The 19910-nt window shown below is 61.6% G+C and carries 13 protein-coding genes; 7 read left to right on the top strand and 6 right to left on the bottom strand.

All coding sequences use genetic code 11. The annotated features are described in order from the left end of the window. Positions 1 to 26: 26 nt before the first annotated feature. The 6 genes from radA to NFR47_RS07130 form a co-directional block, all read right to left on the bottom strand. Positions 27 to 1394 (bottom strand): DNA repair protein RadA, encoded by a 1368-nt coding sequence (gene radA / locus NFR47_RS07155; protein WP_251214890.1) that lies wholly within the window; start codon positions 1392 to 1394, stop codon positions 27 to 29. A 2-nt stretch (positions 1395 to 1396) separates the two neighbouring features. Next, complete coding sequence (gene rseP / locus NFR47_RS07150; protein WP_251214889.1) at positions 1397 to 2725, bottom strand: RIP metalloprotease RseP; 1329 nt, start codon at positions 2723 to 2725, stop codon at positions 1397 to 1399. 12 nt (positions 2726 to 2737) lie between these two features. Further along, positions 2738 to 3892, bottom strand: coding sequence for a 1-deoxy-D-xylulose-5-phosphate reductoisomerase (gene dxr, locus NFR47_RS07145; protein ID WP_251214888.1), 1155 nt, complete (start codon positions 3890 to 3892; stop codon positions 2738 to 2740). Continuing rightward, positions 3892 to 4761 (bottom strand): murein hydrolase activator EnvC family protein, encoded by an 870-nt coding sequence (locus NFR47_RS07140; protein ID WP_251214887.1) that lies wholly within the window; start codon positions 4759 to 4761, stop codon positions 3892 to 3894. The genes dxr and NFR47_RS07140 overlap by 1 nt, the downstream gene beginning before the upstream one ends. A 91-nt stretch (positions 4762 to 4852) precedes the next feature. Then, positions 4853 to 5626: a LytR/AlgR family response regulator transcription factor gene (locus NFR47_RS07135; protein WP_251214886.1), complete on the bottom strand. Its 774-nt coding sequence runs from the start codon at positions 5624 to 5626 to the stop codon at positions 4853 to 4855. Then, on the bottom strand, positions 5623 to 6996 hold the full coding sequence (locus NFR47_RS07130; protein ID WP_251214885.1) for a sensor histidine kinase: 1374 nt from the start codon (positions 6994 to 6996) through the stop codon (positions 5623 to 5625). The genes NFR47_RS07135 and NFR47_RS07130 overlap by 4 nt, the downstream gene beginning before the upstream one ends. A 461-nt stretch (positions 6997 to 7457) precedes the next feature. Between NFR47_RS07130 and NFR47_RS07125 the strand changes: the two genes are divergently transcribed. The 7 genes from NFR47_RS07125 to NFR47_RS07095 all read left to right on the top strand — a co-directional run bounded on the left by NFR47_RS07125 (position 7458) and on the right by NFR47_RS07095 (position 19847). After that, positions 7458 to 8753 carry an MFS transporter gene (locus NFR47_RS07125; protein WP_251214903.1) on the top strand — a complete coding sequence of 432 codons (1296 nt, stop codon included), beginning with the start codon at positions 7458 to 7460 and terminating at the stop codon, positions 8751 to 8753. A gap of 10 nt (positions 8754 to 8763) precedes the next feature. After that, positions 8764 to 9420: a beta-phosphoglucomutase gene (gene pgmB, locus NFR47_RS07120; RefSeq protein WP_251214884.1), complete on the top strand. Its 657-nt coding sequence runs from the start codon at positions 8764 to 8766 to the stop codon at positions 9418 to 9420. A gap of 7 nt (positions 9421 to 9427) precedes the next feature. Beyond that, complete coding sequence (locus tag NFR47_RS07115) at positions 9428 to 11701, top strand: family 65 glycosyl hydrolase domain-containing protein (RefSeq protein ID WP_251214883.1); 2274 nt, start codon at positions 9428 to 9430, stop codon at positions 11699 to 11701. A 45-nt stretch (positions 11702 to 11746) separates the two neighbouring features. Continuing rightward, positions 11747 to 14767, top strand: a complete 3021-nt coding sequence (locus NFR47_RS07110; protein WP_251214882.1) for a SusC/RagA family TonB-linked outer membrane protein — start codon at positions 11747 to 11749, stop codon at positions 14765 to 14767. An 18-nt stretch (positions 14768 to 14785) separates the two neighbouring features. Continuing rightward, entirely contained in the window at positions 14786 to 16405 is a 1620-nt protein-coding gene (locus tag NFR47_RS07105) for a RagB/SusD family nutrient uptake outer membrane protein (protein ID WP_251214881.1), read from the top strand. Between the two features lie 25 nt (positions 16406 to 16430). Next, positions 16431 to 17615: a SusE domain-containing protein gene (locus NFR47_RS07100; RefSeq protein WP_251214880.1), complete on the top strand. Its 1185-nt coding sequence runs from the start codon at positions 16431 to 16433 to the stop codon at positions 17613 to 17615. A gap of 69 nt (positions 17616 to 17684) precedes the next feature. Continuing rightward, positions 17685 to 19847, top strand: coding sequence for a SusF/SusE family carbohydrate-binding protein (locus NFR47_RS07095; protein ID WP_251214879.1), 2163 nt, complete (start codon positions 17685 to 17687; stop codon positions 19845 to 19847). Positions 19848 to 19910 lie beyond the last annotated feature (63 nt).

The raw sequence follows: 19910 nt of genomic DNA, 5'->3' as shown, positions 1-19910 counted from the left end.
CTTTTTAGGGGGAGCAGGAGCAAAATCTATTCCATAAAGAGCGCCCGCGGCAGTTCGCCGATGTGGCTGATGGGAACGACCTCGATGCCTTTGGGCCGTTTGATTCCCGGGGCCAGGTAGCCCGAGACGATGATGCGCCTGAAGCCCAGCCGGGCCGCTTCGCCGATGCGCTGTTCGGTGCGGGGGGCGGGGCGTACTTCGCCCGAAAGGCCGATTTCGCCGGCGCAGCAGATGCCCGGGCCGACGGGCCGGTCGTAATAGGAGGAGACGACCGCCGCGACGACGGCCAGGTCGAGCCCCGGGTCGGCGACCTTGAACCCGCCCGCGAAGTTGAGAAAGACGTCCTTCTGGAACATTTTGAGCCCGATGCGTTTTTCGACGACAGCCAGCAGCATGCTCATGCGCCGGGCGTCGAACCCGGTGGCGGTACGTTGGGGTGTGCCGTAGGCGGCACCGCTGACCAGCGCCTGCACTTCTATAAGATAAGGCCGCACACCGTCGGCCGAAGCCCCCACGGCAATGCCGCTCAGAGCTTCTTCGTAATGGGTCAGCAGGATTTCGGACGGGTTGTCGACCCCGCGCAGTCCGCTGTCGAGCATCTCGAAGACACCGATTTCGTAGGTGGCGCCGAAACGGTTCTTGATGCCGCGCAGGATGCGGTAGACGTTGTTGCTGTCGCCCTCGAACTGGAGTACGACGTCGACTATGTGTTCCAGTATCTTGGGTCCGGCAATGGCGCCGTCCTTGGTGATGTGGCCGATGATGAAGATGGACGTGGCGGTCGACTTGGCGTATTTGAGCAGCGTGGCGGCGCATTCGCGGATTTGCGACACGCTGCCCGCCGACGAGTCGAGCAGGTCGGTATAGATGGTCTGTATGGAGTCGACGACTACGACGTCGGGTTTCTGTTCGGCGATTTGGGCCACGATGTTTTCGAGTAGCGTTTCGGCGTAAATCAGGCACTCCTCGTTGTGGATGCCCAGCCGCGAAGCGCGCATCTTGATTTGTTCGGCCGATTCTTCGCCCGAGACATAGAGGGTCTTCAACCCGTTGGGCGCCAGCGCAATCTGAAGCGAAAGGGTCGATTTGCCGATGCCCGGTTCGCCGCCTAAGAGGACCAGCGAACCCGGCACCAGTCCGCCGCCCAGGACGCGGTTGATCTCGGGGTTGCCGAGGTCGATGCGCCGCAGGTCGTTCTGGCGGATTTCGCTGACGCGCTGCGGCTTGGCGGTGGGAAGCGGACCTGCGGCCGAAGCTGCTGCCGGGCCGCTTTCGCGCGCAATGATTTCCTCGGCGAAGGTGTTCCACTCGCCGCACGCCGGACACTTGCCCAGCCACTTGGGTGCTTCGTGCCCGCAGTTCTTGCAGAAATAGGCTTTCTTGACTTTGGCCATCGCTATTTGATGAAGAACCGATAGATGTCGTTGCCGTTGGCGTAGAGCAGCAGGGCCAGAATCAGCAGCAATCCGATGTATTGCGCTACTTCGAGTACTTTGTCGCTCACCTTGCGGCCCGTAATCATTTCCCAGAAGGTGAAAATCGCATGCCCGCCGTCGAGCCCGGGAATGGGGAGGATGTTCATGACGGCCAGGATAATGGAGAGAAAGGCCGTCTTGGTCCAGAAATCCTGCCAGTTCCAGCTGCCGGGGAAGATGCTGCCGATGGAGAGGAAGCCGCCGACCTCCTTGTAGAGTTCGGTTTTGGGCTGGGCGATGAGCTTGAGTTGCTGCCAGTAGGAGGCGATGGTCCGGCCCGCCTTGCGGAAACCTGCGGGGATGGACTGCCAAAAGGTGTAGTGCCGCGTGCGCGGGGTGTAGGGGTTGAGCGTCAGCACGCCGAGCGTGCCCTCGTCCGAGACGGGGAGGTCCAGCTCGACGGGGGCGCCGTCGCGCAGGAGGGTGAAGCGCAGGGTGTCGCCCGCATGGAGCTTGAGCAGGGCCCGGCTGTCGCGGAATTGCAGTTGCTCGTATTGTTGGCCGTCGGGCGTGCGGATGGCAACGATTTCATCGCTCCGGCGCAGCGCGGCCGCACCGGGCGCAACGACACTATCGATGATGAACGGTTGCCACAGGGTGAACAGATTCTCGTAGCCCCGCTCCTGCCGCATGGCGATGAGCTCGTCCAAGGGCAGGGTAAGGGCCACCTGCTCGCCGCCGCGTTCGACGACGACCGTGCGGTCGTTCTCGGTAATGAGCAGTGCGTTGAGCACCTCCATCGGGTCGTCGACGGATTGTCCGTCGACCGAAACGAAGCGGTCGCCGTTCTCGAATCCGAGCCGGAGCCCCGTTTCGTTGAACGCGTAGCCCCAGCGGGCGTCGGCGTTGGAGAAGTAGGTGTCGCCCCACGCATAGCAGATGCCGCAGTAGATGGCGATGGCCAGGACGATGTTCATCACGACCCCGGCAATCATGACCAGAAACCGTTGCCAGGCGGGTTTGGCGCGGAACTCCCACGGCTGTACGGGCTGCCGCAGCTGTTCCTTGTCCATGGATTCGTCGATCATGCCGGCGATTTTGACGTAGCCGCCCAGCGGCAGCCAGCCTAAGCCGTATTCGGTGTGGCCGCGGCGGAACTTGAAGAGCGAGAACCACGGGTCGAAGAAGATGTAGAACTTGTCGACCCGGATGCGGAAAAGGCGGGCCATGAAGAAATGGCCGAGTTCGTGAATGCCCACCAAGATGGTGAAGCAGAGGAAAAACTGGATGATTTTGATGGTGAGTTCCATGGTTGCGCTTGCTTACAGATGGAGATATTCGGCCGCCAGCCGCCGCGATTCGGCGTTGGCCGCGGCGTAGTCGTCCAAAGTCGGTGCCGCAGAGAATGCGGCACGCGTGAGGGCGTATTCGATGGCCCGGACGATGTCGGTCCAGGGGCACTGCTCCCCCAGGAACGCCGCCACGGCCACTTCGTTGGAGCCGTTCATCGTGCATGCCGCCGTGCCGCCGCGGCGCAGACAGTCGTAGGCGATGTCGAGCGCGGGATATTTGGTCCGGTCGACTTCGGCGAACGTGAGCTGCGGGTGGGCGAGGAAATCGAAATGTTCCTCGGGACGTACGGCGCGGCGCGGATAGAGCAGGGCGTGACTGATAGGCATCCGCATGTCGGGCGTGCCCAGTTGCGCCTTGATGGCCCCGTCCTCGAATTCGACCATCGAATGGACGATGGACTGCGGGTGGAGCAGGACCGCTATTTTGTCGGCCGGAGTGCCGAACAGCCAGTGGGCTTCGATGACCTCGAACCCTTTGTTGACCAGCGTGGACGAATCTATGGTAATCTTGGCGCCCATCTGCCATTGGGGGTGCCGCAGGGCCTGCCGGACGGTGACGGTTTCGAGTTGTTCGCGCGTGAAGTCGCGCAGGGAGCCGCCGCTGCACGTGATGATAAGCCGCCGCACGGGCGACTGCTCGCCCGCAAGACATTGGAAGATGGCCGAGTGTTCCGAATCAATGGGCAGAATCGGCGCCCGGTGCTCCTGGGCCAGGCGCATGACGACTTCGCCGCCGACGACCAACGATTCCTTGTTGGCCAGGGCGAGTTTCTTGCCGGCGCGCAAGGTTGCGACGGTGGGAGCGAGCCCGGCATAGCCGACCAGCGCATTGACCACAACGTCCGTGTCGCCCCCGGCGGCCACCTGCGCAACGGCTTCTTCTCCGGCGTAGACCTTGGTGTCGGTATCGGCCAAAGCCGCACGGAGGGGTTCGCAGCATGTGCTGTCGGCAATGACGACGGTGTCGGCGTCGAACTCGCGGGCCTGTGCCGCAAGCCGTTGCCAGTTACGGTGGGCCGTGAGAATGCGGACCTCGAACGAATCGGGGTTCTCGCGTACGATGTCGAGCGTCTGCTCGCCGATGGACCCGGTGGACCCGAGGATGGCTACCCGCTGGCGTGTCATCAGAAGAGGATGTAGCCTTCGGGGTCGACGGGCTTGCCGTTGTTCCAGAGCTCGAACTCGAAGAGTTCCACTTCGCCGTTGACCACCTCGGAATTGTAGCCGATGACTTCGCCCGAACGGATGCGCTGTCCCTTGGTGACGAGCGACTGCGAGAGGTGGCGGTAGATGGAAAGCAGGCTGTTGGTATGCTGGATTTCGATGATGTGGCCCGTCTCGGGGGTCCAGCGGCTGATGACCACCGTACCTTCGTCGATGGCCGTCACAGGGTCACCCGCCGCGGCGGCTACCTTGACCCCGAAACGCCCTTCCTTGATGTCGTAGTGGTCGGTGACGATACCGTCGATGGGGGTCACCAGTTCGATGGCGCGGCGCGGCGACTGCGGGGTGATGCCCCCGCCCCCGGCCAGCGAATAGGGTCCGTCGCCCTCCATCTGGATGCGCAGGGCCGAATCGGCGGCCGACGGCTTGACCAGTATCTTGGAGGTGCGCAGGCTGTCGGATGAGATGAAGGTGCGGACCACAGGCATCTTGCCGTCGAGGATCATCGAGATGTTCTCGTTGTAGGTCATCATGTCGGTCAGCACCCGTTCCATCGAATCAATGCGGATGATGTTCTGGATGATGTTCTCGCGTGAACGCCCCGCCTGCGTGCGGTAGCCCGGCAGGAATTCCAGCACCGGGGTGTAGGCGATGAGCGAGAGCAGGAGGATGAACAGCAGCAGGACGAACGACACGAAACCCGCCAGCACGCTTGCGGGCGAAAGATGTATGTGCCACTCCTCGGAATTGTCCGTGGCGTTGAGCATGGCGAAGCGGCGTTTGCGGAAGAAGTCGCGCCAGCGGTCGCGTATGGTCTGGAAAAATTTCATCGTTTAGCGTTGTTTGCCGGGATGCGGGACGTCCGGATCCCCGGGGTTGTTTCCCTGCAAAGTTAATACAACACCCGCGGACTGCCAAATTTTATTTGTCTTCCAGCCAGTTCATGAAGTCGGCCGTGCGCGAACGGCTCACGAATACCTCGAAGTCGGGCCGGGGGTCGAGGGCGACCTTGAGCCTGTTGCTCAGGTGTCTGGAAATGCCCGCGATGGAGCCGATGGAAGCGGTGCAGCTGCGCGAGAGACGGAAGAACTGCCGGGGGTCGACTTGTTCCGAAACGGCGTCGAGCGAGGTGTCGAGAATCAGCCGCCGACCGTCGGAGGTGACCAAATAGGTGTATTTCTCTTCGGCGAAGAGGTAGGCGATTTGTTCGGTGCTGACAACCGTAATCTTGTCTCCTACGCGTACGACGAACCGTTTTTTGTACTCGCGGCCCACCTGCGCAAGGACGCTTCGCAGCAGTTCCGCATCGGGCGCCGGGTTTTCCGTTTCGAGGGCCCGGCGGCAGCGTTCGACGGCGGCCTGCAAATCTTCGGGGACGATGGGTTTGAGCAGGTAGTCGACGCTGTTGACGCGGAACGCCCGAATGGCGTAGTCGTCGTAGGCGGTGGTGATGACCACCTTGCCGCGCACTTCGGTCCGGGCGAAGATGTCGAAGCACATGCCGTCGGATAGCTGTACGTCCATGAAGATGATGTCGGGACGGTTGGCGGAATCCTGCAGCCATCCGACGGTCCCCACTACCGAGCTTTGGACGCCGGCGATGCGCAGGTCCGGAAAATGGGTTTCGATAAGGCGCCGGAGGTTGGTCTGGGCGGGGATTTCGTCTTCGACGATCAATACGTTGTACGTTTTCATAGCAGAGGAAGTTGTACGCGGAATTCGGTGTCGGTTCGCTCCACAAGGATGGGTGCGCCCGCCGTGTCGAGATATTGTTGGCGGATGTTGCGCAGGCCCACGCCCGTCGATGCGGGGGCGTTCATGCGGAGCTGGAGGTTGTTGCTGACGGTGAGCCGGTCGCCCGCGGCTGCGATGCGGACGTGCAGGGGCTGTTCGGGGCTCACGACGTTGTGTTTGATAGCGTTTTCGATGAGCAGTTGCAGGCAGCAGGGTACGACATAGCGCCGAAGCAGGGGCCGGGGAATGTCGACCTCGACCTCGAATCCCTTGGTGAACCGTTCTTGCAGGAGGTCGATATATTGGCGGGCGAATTCGAGTTCCTCCTCCAGGGGTACCAGCTGTTCGTCGGCTTTTTTGAGCATGTAGCGGTATGTCGCGGCGAGTTTGCGGATGAACGCACTGGCCCGCTCGGTCTCGTGTTCCTGAACGAGGTAATCGAGGATGTTGAGCGAATTGAACAGGAAGTGGGGGTTGATCTGCTGTTTGAGCCGGTCGTAGTGGAACAGCGCGCGGTGTTTCTTGCCGCGTTCCGAGCGGAGTTCGCGGTGGCTCTCGATGACGTAGACCGCGAGCTGGAGCATGGCGTAGACGACGATGTCGACGAGCAGCACGACGGTATAGAGCCGGAAGAAGTGGCGGGCCGACAGGGCGGCGCCGTTGCCCTGCGGCAGGCCGAAGTAGACGGCGGCCGTGAGCAGGAGGACGAACCCGAGCGTGAAGAGGGCCGAAGCGGCGAGCCGCAGGCCGCGGCGGCGGAAGAGGCGCGCTCGTTGGTTGACGAAGATGATGTTGCCGCAGAACATCGTCATCAGGGCGAGGGTGTTGCCCAGCAGGCGGTAGAATTCGGGATAGATGCCCTGCTGCTCGAAGTAGGGCGAACTGAAAAGGCTGGTGTAGAAGATGCGGAACAGGAGGATGGCGGCGACGCTGACGACGATTTGCCGCGTGGACGGCGACCACTGCATGCGGCGGCTGGTCTGCGGATTGCGCGAGCGGGCGAAAGCGTAGGTCAGCCAGCCTATCAGCTCGGTGACTATGGCTGTCGTGATGGCCGGGGCTGCGATTCCGCATCCGAGCAGCTGCTCGAAGAAGCGGGCGCCGTAGATGCCGAACAGGTAGGCGACGAAGATGCAGATGAGTGCCAGCGTGGCCACCAGTTCGACCCGCAGCCCGCGCCGCACCGAGACGATAAGGATCATCGAGAGGGTCAGCACCGTAAGCGGTACGTCGTCGACGTAATTGAAAATTCGGCTCAGCACCGCCACGGCGACATGCGCCGCCGCAAAAAGGTGGATGACCGCAGGAATGGTTATCGAAGGTCGCTTCATGGTCCGGGATTGTACGAATCCGAATCTAAAATTAGTGTTTTTCGGCGGAAATTCCAAATCCGGCGGTGAAATGGATAAGTTTTTTTAGTCATCTTGCCTTTTGTTGCCTTGTCATTCTGAGCGTCAGCGAAGAATCTTTCTTTTCGCGGAATTAGGAATAGATGTTTAACTGCGCTGCGCTTGTTTTCCTCCTCCTTGCATGGCAGAGACTGCTTGCAGGCTATGCCCATGCTTCGTTCGTTGGTTCGCTCCGTTCAACATGACATTCTGCTGTCATTCTGAGGAAAGGCGGAGCCTTGACGAAGAATCTGCTTCCTTGTTCTCATAATTATTCATTGCATTCGTCCTGCGGAACCGGCCGTTCGTCGGGCGAATCGTGCAGTTCGTCGGCGGGGCGGCGGGGGATTTGCGGATTTTTATATAGTTTTATATACCGAAACCGAAAACTACACGAACCAATGATGAAAAAACCGCGCTTGTCCTTTTGGCAGATATGGAATCTGAGCTTCGGGTTCCTCGGCGTTCAGATCGGTTATTCGTTGCAGAATTCCAATACGTCGACCATCTTCGAGTCGCTGGGCGCCGACCTTTCGCACCTGAGTTATTTCTGGCTCGCGGCACCCGTGGCCGGGCTCGTCATCCAGCCCATCGTCGGGTTGTTCTCCGACGGGACCTGGACCCGCTGGGGGCGCCGCATCCCGTTCATCCTGGGCGGGGCCGTCGTTTCGGCGCTGGCGCTGGCCTTGATGCCCAACGCTCCGTTGCTGTTGGCTTTCGCGCCGCTCGCGATGGGGGCGTTCATCCTGTTGTTCATGGATTTGTCGTTCAACGTGACCATGCAGCCGTTCCGCGCCTTGGTCGCCGACATGCTCGACGATTCGCAGAAGACCAAGGGCTATGTGGTCCAGACGTTCCTCATCAACCTCGGGGCCATCGTCGGGGCTGTGCTGCCGCTCATTCTGACACGTTGCGGCGTCTCCGACGAGGTGGTGCCCGGCCAGGTCGCGCAGCATATCGCGTGGTCATATTATATAGGTGGGGCTATCTTGTTGCTGACGGTGCTTGTCACCGCGTTCAAGACCAAGGAGTATCCGCCCGAGGAGTTCGCCCGCTATAACGACGGGACGGTCGGGGAGACGGTTGAAAAGCCCTCGTTCATGGAGTTGATGCGCAATGTGCCCCGGGTCATGTGGCAGTTGGGCGTCGTGCAGTTCTTTTCATGGGCCGCGCTGTTTCTGATGTGGACCTACCTCAAGCCTGCCATCACCGGCGTGGCGACCGACGGGGGCGTGCTCCTCTCCGAGGGCGAGGCCCAAACGTGGGTCGGCGTGCTCAACGGCACCTATCCCGTGCCTGCCTGCATCGCGTCGCTCTTCATTGCGGGCATCGCGTCCAAGTGGGGCAACAAGTTCGTCTATGCGCTTTGCCTGCTGTGCGGCGCCGCCGGGTTCGTCGGGCTCTGTTTCCTGAGCGACAAATATGCGCTGATGATTCCGATGGCGGGCATCGGCGTGGCGTGGGCCGGCATCCTGGCCATGCCCTATGCCATCCTCTCGCAGTCCGTCGAGGCGCGCCGGATGGGGGTCTACATGGGCATCTTCAACTTCACCATCACGGTGCCGCAGATCGTCGTCGGACTGACGGGCGGTCTGATCGTGAAGTATCTGTTCGGCGGACAGCCGTTGGCCATGATTGCGCTGGCCGGAGTCTTCATGTTGTTGGCCGCCGTGTCGGTGGGTTTCGTCCGCGAAAAATAGTTATCATCCTATGATTACCTGCTGTATCTTCGATTTGGACGGGGTTATAGTCGACACCGCCAAGTATCATTACCTTGCCTGGGCCGCATTGGCCCGTGAGTTGGGTTTCGAGTTCACGCCCGAGCAGGGCGAAGCCACCAAGGGCGTCAGCCGTATGGCGTCGCTCGACATCGTGCTGCGTGCCGGAGGGTTGGAAGAGCGTTTCACGCCCGAGGAAAAGGAGCGCCTGGCCGCCGAGAAGAATGCCCGTTATCTGGAGTACATAGGCCGCATGACCGCTGACGAAGTGTTGCCGGGCGTCCTGCCGTTTTTGCAGGAGCTCAAGGCCCGTGGGGTCAAAGTGGTGCTGGGTTCCGCGTCGAAGAACGCCGGGGTCATCCTCGACCGCTGTGGCCTGCGTCCCTTGTTCGACCACATCGTCGACGGCACGCTCGTGAGCAAGGCCAAGCCCGACCCCGAAGTTTTCGCCAAGGGGGCCGAACTGGCCGGCGAAGCGCCCGCCGCGTGCGTGGTCTTCGAGGATGCCGCGGCAGGCATCGAAGCCGCCACGCGCGCCGGCATGCGCTCGGTGGGGGTGGGCGGCAGTCCGCTGCTCTGCAAGGCCACCATGCAGCTGCCCACCTTCGAGGGCTTCACGTTGGAGATGTTACGTAACCAAATTGACTAATTCCGATATGAACCAATTTATCAAGACCGACCCGTGGTTGCTCGTCGAGGAGCGTTTCGACCCGGCCCGCGTCAAGTCGTCCGAATCGCTCTTCGCGCTGGGCAACGGCGTGATGGGCGGCCGGGCCAATTTCGAGGAGCCCTATTCGGGCGAATCGCTCCAAGGCAACTACATAGGCGCCATCTACTATCCCGACAAGACGCGTGTGGGGTGGTGGAAGAACGGTTATCCCGAATACTTCGCCAAGGTGCTCAATTCGGCGTTTTGGATCGGCGTGGGGGTGGAAGTCGACGGCGAGCCGCTCGACCTGGCCCGCGTCGAGGTGCTCGCGTTCCGCCGCGAGCTGGACATGCGGCGTTCGGTGCTCACACGGCGGATGACCGTGCGGATGCCGTCGGGCGTGGAGGTCGAGGCTGAAATCGTGCGTTTCCTCTCGTTGCAGCGCCGCGAGCTGGGCGTCATCCGTTATGCGGTGCGGCCCCTCAACAAGGCGGCCGAAATCACTTTCGCGCCGTTCATCGACGCCGACGTGCGCAACACCGATGCTAATTACGACGAGAAGTTCTGGGAGCCCGTGGCTACCGACGGCGACGCCGTGCAGAGCCGCACCAAGAAAAGCGGCTTCGACGTGGCATGGGCCCAGCGCGTGGTGCTCGACGGCGCCGAATTTCGGTGCGATACCAAGCCCGAGCGGGTCTGCCATTCGGCTTCCGTTCGCCGCGAGGCGGGCGAGTGGGCTGTCCTTTATAAATATGCGGGCATCTGCTCGTCGCTCAACCACAAGCCCGGCGAGTTGATGGCCGCCGCGCGCGCCGTGGCGGCCGACGGTGCCGCCGCCGGGTTCGACGCCCTGCTCAAAGAGCAGGAGACCGCGTGGGCCGCCCGCTGGCACAGCTGCGACATCGAAATCGGGGGCGACGATGCCGCCCAGCAGGGTATCCGCTTCTGCATCTTCATGTTGCTGCAAACCTACACAGGCGTCGATACGCGCCTGAACATCGGCCCCAAGGGCTTCACGGGCGAGAAGTACGGCGGCGTGACCTATTGGGACACCGAGGCCTACTGCCTGCCGTTCTACATGGCGACGGCCGGGCCGCAGGTGGCGCGCGAGTTGCTCGTCTACCGTTACAACCAGCTCGACAAGGCCATCGAGAACGCCGCCAAGTTGGGTTTCCACAGCGGGGCCGCGCTCTATCCCATGGTCACCATCAACGGCGAGGAGTGCCACAACGAGTGGGAGATCACTTTCGAGGAGATTCACCGCAACGGTGCCATCGCCTACGCCATCTTCAATTATATCCGTTACACAGGCGATAAAAACTACCTGGCCGAGGGCGGTGCCGAAGTGCTGCTGTCGATAGCCCGTTTCTGGGCTCAGCGCATCACCTGGTCCGAAGCCCGCAAGCAGTATGTCATGCTGGGCGTGACGGGTCCCAACGAGTACGAAAACAACGTCAACAACAACTGGTACACCTCCTACATCGCCTGCTGGTGCCTGCGCTATGCGGCCGAGGCGGTCGCGTGGGTGCGGGAGAACAGCCCCGAAGCCTACGCCGCCATCTGCGCGAAGCGCTCGTTCGACGAGCAGGCCGAGACGGCCAGGTGGCTCGAAATCGACCGCAACATGTACTTGGGCGAGGACCGCGAACTGGGCATCTTCCTCCAGCAGGACGGTTATCTGGACAAGGAGCAGGTGCTCGTCAAGGACCTCGACCCCGCGGAGCGGCCCATCAATCAGAAATGGTCGTGGGACCGCATCCTGCGTTCGTGCTTCATCAAGCAGGCCGATGTGCTGCAAGGGCTCTATCTGTTCCGCGACAGGTTCGACGAGGGTACGCTGCGCCGCAACTTCGATTTCTACGAAGCCCGCACGGTGCACGAATCGTCGTTGTCGCCCTGCGTTCATACGATTCTCGCCGCCCAGTTGGGGCTGATGGACAAGGCCTACGAACTTTATCTGCGCACGGCGCGTCTCGACCTCGACGACTACAACCGCGAGGTCGAGGAGGGCTGCCACGTCACCTCCATGGCCGGTTCGTGGCTGGCCGTGGTCGAGGGTTTCGGCGGCATGCGCATCGTCGACGGCGTGCTGTCGCTGGAGCCCCGTCTGCCCGAGGCATGGCAGCGGCTGGCGTTCCGCATCGATTACCGGGGCCGGGTGCTCTCGGTCGAAGCGACGCACAACCGCGCCATTGTTTCCTGCGAGGGCGAGCCCGTCGAAATCCTGCTTTGCGGCGAACGGCTGAAAGTCGACGGTCGGACCGAACGTTCTATGAAATAAACGATACAATCCAACAACCTATTATTCACTAACACAAACGGCTTTATGCGAAAAATTCTGGCTATGTGTTTGGGTGTCATGATTTTATGTGTCTGCACCCCCCCCCTCGCACTCGCCCGGCAGGGCAGTTACGAGGTCAAAGGCGTCGTCGTCGACGCTTCCGGCAATCCGGTCATCGGAGCCACCGTGGTGGAGCTGGGAACCACCAACGGTACGTCGACCGACTTCAACGGACAGTACGTGCTGTCCGTCAAGGACGGTAATTCCGCCGTCCAAATCAGCTTCATCGGCTATAAGAACTTGGAGCGCGTCGCTTCGTCGGCCGACCTGGCACGCGTAGTGCTCGAGGAGGACCTCATGTCGCTCGACGAGGTGGTGGTCATCGGTTACGGCGCCGTCAAGAAGAACGACATGACCGGTTCGGTCATCGCCGTCAAGGCCGAGGAAGTCAACCGCGGTGCCCTTACTTCGCCGCAGGAACTCTTGCGCGGCAAGGTGCCGGGCGTGAACATCGTCTCGGGCAACGGAGCTCCCGGTGCAGGTGCCGAAATCCGCATCCGCGGCGGCGCATCGCTCTCGGCGAGCAACAACCCGCTGATCGTCATCGACGGCGTACCCGTGGCCAACGACGCAGGCCCGGGCATGTCCAACGGACTGGCGATGGTCAACCCCAACGACATCGCTTCGTTCACCGTTCTGAAGGACGCTTCGGCCACGGCCATCTACGGTTCGCGCGCATCGAACGGCGTCATCCTCATCACCACCAAGAAAGGCGAGGGCGGCAAGCCCCGCGTCTCCTACAACGGCAGCGTCTCGGTCAAGCATAACCACAAGACCATGGAGATGATGAACGCCGCCCAGTTCAAGGAGTACATTCTCGGCACCTATCCCGACTTGGCCGACAAGTCTTCGGCACTCTTCGGCACGGCCGACACCGATTGGCAGGACCTCATCTACAAGGTCGGCATCGCCACCGACCACAACGTGTCGGTCTACGGTTCGGCGCTTCAGAACAAGTTGCCTTACCGCGCATCGGTCGGCTACACCTACGACGGCGGTACGCTCAAGACGTCGGACAACCAGCGTGTGACCGTCGACCTCAACCTGTCGCCCAAGTTCTTCAAGGACCATCTGACGGTCAACCTCAACGCCAAGGGTATCTACAACCGCGGCAACTATGCCGACGGCGGTGCCATCGGCGCGGCGGTCTACTTCGACCCCACGCAGGACCCCTACCACCGGACCGCCGACGGGGCTGTCGACTACGCCACCAACAACGGTTATTTCAACTGGGAGAGCAACCTGGCCGACACCAGCCCGCTGTCGCTGCTCTACGACAAGTGGGACGGCAACCATTCGTACCGTGCGCTGGGCAACCTCCAGTTCGACTATAAGGTCCACGGGCTCGAAGAGCTGAGTTTCAACCTCAACCTCGGTCTCGACATCACCACCACCTCGGGCGACAAGGGCAACAATCCCGGTTCGATCATGGCCAACCGCGACGGCGACAGCGCCTACAAGGGCTTCGGCCGCTTCGAGGACTACAAGAACCTCCACCGCAACCAGTTGCTTGAGTTCTACGCCAATTACGCCAAGGAGTGGGGCATCCACAACTTCAGCGCCATGGCCGGTTATTCGTGGGCCGAGAACTACGCTTCGACCGATTCGCACTTCTACGGCCGCATCGCGCCCACCGAGGAGACCCGTCCGTGGGATTCCAAGCTCATCAACTTCACCCATTCGGCTTACCAGGACGTGTTGGTATCGTTCTACGGCCGTCTGAACTATTCCATCGACTCGCGTTACCTCTTCACTTTCACCATGCGTGCCGACGGTTCGTCGCGTTTCGTGGGCGACAACCGCTGGGGTTACTTCCCCTCGGCCGCCGCCGCGTGGAACATCGCGCAGGAGAAATTCCTCAGGGATTCCGACGTGGTATCGGCCCTCAAGCTGCGTTTGGGCTGGGGCGTCACGGGCCAGCAGGACTTCGACGACCGCTATGCGGCCCGTTCGTATGCCGAAATCTCGAAAGACCCCGCCACGCAGTATCCGCTGGGCCCCGACGAGTGGTATTTCCCGCTCAAGCCCCATGAATACAACGAAAGTCTGAAGTGGGAGGAGACGACCACTTACAACGTCGGTCTCGACTTCGGGTTCCTCAACGGCCGCATCAACGGTTCGGTCGATGCCTATTACCGCAAGACCGACGACATGCTTTCGCGCGTGGCCGTGCCGCTGGGCGGCAACTTCTCGAACTACGTCTATCAGAACATCGGTTCGATGAAGAACAAGGGCGTCGAGGTTTCGCTCAACTTCGTGCCCGTGCAGACCAAAGACTGGCACCTCAGCATCGGGTTGAACGGTACGTTCCAGAACACCGAAATCACGGCCCTGCCTTCGGATGCCATCGACGTGGGCGGTGCCGGCGGCGGTACGGGCAACACGGCCCAGCGCCATGTGGTCGGTTATGCGCCCTATACCTTCTACCTGTGGCAGCAGGTCTACGACGCCGACGGCAACGCCGTTGAAAACGCCTTGGTGGACCGCGACGGCGACGGTCAGATCACCAACGCCGACCGTTACATGACCAACAAGAGCCCCAACCCCGACTTCTACTACGGTATCAACCTCAAGCTGACCTACAAGAACTGGGACTTCGGTTTCAACGGCCACGGTACGGTGGGCAACTACATGTTCAACGACGTCATGCGCCGTTCGGCCACGTCGTACTACCGCGATCTGATCGGTAAGGGCTTTCTGACCAACACGCAGCCCGTTGCTTCGCGCTACGGCTTCACGTCGAGCGCTTCGACGCCCCAGTGTCTGTCGGACCTCTTCCTCGAGGATGCGTCGTTCTTCCGCATGGACGACATCAACTTGGGCTACACGTTCCGTAACGTGGCCAAGCAGGGGCTGTCCATTCGCGTGGCCGCAGGCGTGCAGAACGTCTTCGTGCTGACGAAATACAGCGGCCTCGACCCCGAAGTGTCGGTGGCCGGTGGTATCGACGGCAACGTCTACCCGCGTCCGCGCATCTATAGCCTGCGCGTAGGCATCAACTTTTAATCCGAGGAGTTCACGACCATGAAAAAACATATTTTATTCGCATTTTGCGCGGCTCTGTCGTTCACCTCTTGTCTGGGCGACCTCGAACAGAACCCGCTTTCGGATACGACCGTTCCCAACGGCGAAATCTACTCCAATCCCGTTTTGCGCAAGGGCCAGCTGGCCAAGATCTACGGCGGTTTCACCCTCGTCGGACAGTCCGGCGCAGGCAATGCCGACATCCAGGTCGGCGACGCCGGAGCTTCGGAGTTCCTGCGTGCATGGTGGTCCATCCAGACGCTCTCGACCGACGAGGCCCACTGCGTCTGGTCCGACGCTTGGGTCAAGGAGATTTGCAACGACACCTGGACCTCGACCAAGAACGACGCCATCTATGCGGCTTACACGCGTGGCATGATGATGATTTCGTATGCCAACGAGTTTTTGCGCAACACCAACGACGGCGACCCCGAGGTGGCGACCGAGCGTGCCGAGGTCCGCTTCCTGCGTGCTTACGCTTACTGGGTGTTGCTCGATTGCTTCGGCAACCCGCCTTTCGTCCTCGAAACCGAGGCCGTGGGTGCCGCCAAGCCCAAGCAGACCGATCCCGTGGCGCTTTTCGGTTGGCTCAAGTCCGAGTTGGAGGAGCTGACCGGGGAGAATTCCCACCTCAAGGCTCCGCATACGCAGGTCTATCCGCGCATCGACAAGGGTGCCGCCTACGGTCTGCTGGCCCGTCTGTGCCTGAACCACAAGACTTATCTGGGCAAGGAGGACAACGCCATCTATACCGAGGCCATGGATGCCGCCAAGGAGGTGATCGCCGCCTATGAGTTGGCCAACCACTACGAAGCGCTCTTCATGGGCGACAACGGCGAGAACCCCGATGCGCGCAAGGAAATTGTCTACGCTTCGTGCTACGACGCTACCAAAACCCAGTCCTACGGCGGTGCCACTTATCTGATCGCCGCCAGCCAGGGCAATCTCAAGGACGGCGACAACCTGCGGCTCGGTACGTCGGAAGCGTGGGCGGGTCTGGTCACTTCGACGCAGTTCGTGTCCAACCTCGTAGGACAGGGCCAGGCCGACGCGGCCGAGACGGGCAAGGAGCCCGAATTCACCTCGGTCGACAACCGCGCGCTCGTGTCGCTCCGTTTCTCCGATGACAAGACGATGAACGGTTCCGACTTCACCGCCGGCTGGCATGTCTGGAAATTCAACAACAACCGTTTCCTCGACCCCAATACCGATTACTCGAAACTCGAGTTGTTCGTCTCCATCGACTTCCCGATGATTCGCGCGGCCGAAATGTACCTCGCCTATGCCGAGGCCAAGGCCCGCATCGACGGCGGTTCGACTTCCGATGCTGCGGCCGTGGGTTATGTCGCTGACATCCAGAAGCGCGCGGGTATCTCGCAGACTTCGGGTCCGGTGACGCTCGACAACATTTTCACCGAGCTCACCCGCGAGTTCTATTGGGAGGGCTTCCGCCGCACGACGCTCATCCGTTTCGACCGCTTCACGTCGGGCAACTACCTGTGGCCGTTCAAGGGCGGCGTCGCATCGGGTCAGGCGCTCGCCGACCACCTCCGGCTCTTCCCCATTCCGTCCGACGACCTGCTGGTCAACGGCAATCTGGTGCAGAACCCCGGCTATTAGTGTTCAACTCCAAACATTGCAAACGATGAAATTTCTCAGATACATATCCTGCGCTGCGGCGGCGTTGTCGCTGCTGGCGTGCCAGGAGGTCGACAAGACCTGCGCCTTGGCGCCCGATGCGGTCGTTGCGCCCGTGCTGGACGAACATTCCGACATCCTCGTCGACGCCGACAACCTCTCGTCGGAGGTCACTTTCACGTGGCGTGCCGCCGATTACGGTTATCCCGCCGCCGTGGCCTATTCGCTCTACTGCGTCTACGGTGAGGAGGAGCCCTACCAGGTAGGCGAATCCGCCACCACTTCCTATACCCTCAGCAAGGAGACGCTCAACAACGCGTTGGTCAACAGCAAGGGGCTGAACGTGCCTGCCGACGAGACTTCGACGGTCTTCTTCTACGTGGTGTCGTCGATTTCGACCGCCCAGGAGAGCGCCTATACCAAGAAGTCGAACGTCATCGGGCTCGACATCACCACCGTCAAGTCGACTTCGGCGCCGTGGATACGCCGTCCGCTCTACGTGCCCGGCGGGCATCAGGGCTGGACGCCCGCAACGGCTCCCGTGCTGTGGGAGACGGCCGAGAACAGCGATGTTTACGAGGGTCCGGTCTACCTGGTTCCGGCCGGTGCGACGGCCGCAGTCTGCGAGTTCAAGTTCACCGACACCCCGGGATGGGACGGCGGCAACTTCGGCGACAGTCTCGATGCGCTCGGGAACAGCGGCGGGTCGGGCAACCTGAGCGTGGCGCCCGGTACCTACTGGGTCAAGGTGACCCTCACTTCCGACCACTCGACCGGAAGCGCCAAGCTGACCCCGATTACCGCCATCAGCGTGGTCGGTGCTTACAATAGTTGGGCCGATGACGACGTCGAGCTGAGGCTCGCCGGACTGCCCGCCGCACCCGTGGATGCTGAAGACCCCGGGTATCCGGCTTATGAGGCTGCGCACAACGCCGCCGTCAACGCTCAGATTTGGGAGTGCACGATTCCTGCTTTCACGGGCGGCGAGTTCAAGTTCCGCCTGAACCACGCGTGGGCCGACAGCTGGGGCGGCGACAACCTCGACCATATCAACTATAACGGCGGCAACTGCTCGACCACTTTGACGGGCAACGTGCGTTTCGCCATCGACTTCCACGGCGACATCGCCGCGTTGGCCGAGGATACGACCAACCCGTCGCCCGTGTCGGCTGTCGTTGCGAAAGTCGAATAACCATCGGCCGGGCCGGCGGTGCCTTCGGGTTGCCGCCGGCCTTCCAAACCCTAAAAAACAGACAATATCATGAAAATTCTGAAATATATCTTGTCGGCCGCCGCGTTGCTTTCGCTGGCCGCGGCTTGCAGCCACGACCCCGAGGAGATGACCGTAGGGTCGGCCGATCCCGTCATCGCTCCGCACAGCGCCGTGACGGTCAACAACGCTACTGCGGACGAGACTTTCACCTTGGTGTGGTCGCCCGCCAAGTTCGGGGCGTCCGTGGGGGTCGGGTACACCGTTTCGGCCAAGTCGGGCGCAGGCGAGTACGTCGTTCTGGGTACGACCGAAGCCTGCTTCTTCTCGACGACCAATGTCGCGCTGTTCGATGCCGTGGGCATCGCTCTGACAGGTTCCTACGACGTGACTTTCAGCGTCGAGGCCCTCTCGGCCGCAGGTGATGCTCGCATGGCGCAGCCCCGGGCGGTGCATTTCGTCTACGACAAGAAGACCTACCTGCATCTGATCGGTTCGTACAACAACTGGGCTACCAACGCTTCCATGTCGCGCGTGTTGCAGGGCGAGGACGGCATCTTCCGCGGTTTCGTCTTCTTCCCGGCCGACGGCGAGTTCAAGTTCGCGTCGCAGCCCAACTGGGACGGCACCAACTACGGTGCGGGCGAAGAAGCCGGTACGATTTCGACCGACGGGGGCGCCAAGAACATTTCCGTCGCCGCCAACCTCTACTACGTGACGGCCGACATCGACAAGCTGGTTTTTACGATGGAGCCGGTGACGGTATCGGTGGCTCTTGGCGACCGCGATGAAAAGATGGTCTACAATGCCGCCGACAAGACGTGGGTGGCTATCGCCGACGTCAGCGAGGGCGAGAGCTATACGCTCAAGTTCAGCGGCGTCGACGGGCTCGCCCTCGGCGGCGAGGAAAAGAACCTCGAATTCGGCGGCCAGTCCCTCGCGACGGCTGCGGGCGGAATCGTCAGCTTCAAGCTCTCGATTTTCGATTATCCCTATTCCGTGGCCGTGGGCGAGGTGACCGAGGATGCCGGAAAGCTCTACGTGGCCCATTCGGTCAACGGCTGGAATTACTTCGAGGCCCCGGCGCTCACGTTGCTTGAGGAGGGCAAGTTCTACGGGCTCATGAACTTCGTCGGCGCCGCGTCGCCCGAGGTGTTGCTCGCGCGCTTGCAGTCGCCGCTGGGTACGCAGTACGGCGGTACGGCCGCTGCGCTGGAGACTTTCGCCGGCGGGGCCGAAGCTACGTCGATTGCCGCCACGGCCGGTTTGCGTTTCTATGCCGTCGACCTCTCGGACGAAACGACCCAAGTGCTCTATGACACCGAAATCACCGCCGCCGCCGTCCTGCCCAAGGGGGTCGATGCGCCCATCGCCATGACGGCCGACGGCGCGGGTAAATGGACGCTGACCCACGAGTTCGAGAAGCCCGGCAAGATTTCGATTCAGCTCAACGGCGGCACGATTACGTGCGGCGGCACCGATTATCCGGCCGTGTTGGGCGGCAGCTGCGGCAGTCTCGTGCTCGACGGCGCCATGCTCAACATGGCCAAGGGCGAACACGAGCTCGTGCTCGACTTGACTACTTCGCCCATGACCCTCTCCATCGACGGCAGTACGGCCGACCCGGTGCTCTTCCCCGAGACTATCGGCGTGACGGGCGACTTCGGCGACATCGACTGGAAGGCCGATGCGGCTCCGCAGCTGGCCGGCGACATCGAGACCGGCAAATATTGGGGCTATGTCTCGATGTACGGGCTGACCCACGGTTTCAAGTTCACCTACGGAAGCACTTGGGTGCCCGGACAGGCTGTTGAGGGTGCCGACAACGAATTCACGCTCGGTGCAGGCGACAACATGATGATCGCCGACGGTCTCTACCGCTGGGATGTCGACCTCGACGCCATGACCGCCAAAGCTACGCCGCTCACTAAAGTCGGCCTGATCGGCAGCGCTTTCGGTGCCGACGGCTGGTCCGACGACCAGGTGGAGTTGCTGCGCGACGCCACGGACGGTCTCTACAAGGCGGCGGGCGTCACCTTCGTCGACGGCGTCATCAAGGTGCGTTTCAACGGCGAATGGACGTATAATCTCGGCGGCGCGTTGGACAACATGGTTCACAACGGTGCCGATGTGACCGTCACGGCCGGTAAGTTCGACCTTGCGCTCGACCTGACCCACACGCCCCACAAGCTGACTTTGACGGCGGCCGAATAGGCGCCCCGTTCTTTGACCGGCGTGCCCTGACCGGCACGCCGGTTTCTACTATCCTAACCGAAT

It is taken from the genome of Alistipes muris, from assembly GCF_943193205.1.
Taxonomy (GTDB): Bacteria; Bacteroidota; Bacteroidia; order Bacteroidales; family Rikenellaceae; genus Alistipes; species Alistipes muris.
Note: the sequence above shows the minus strand (reverse complement) of the source record. Positions and strands in the feature narration are given on the sequence as shown.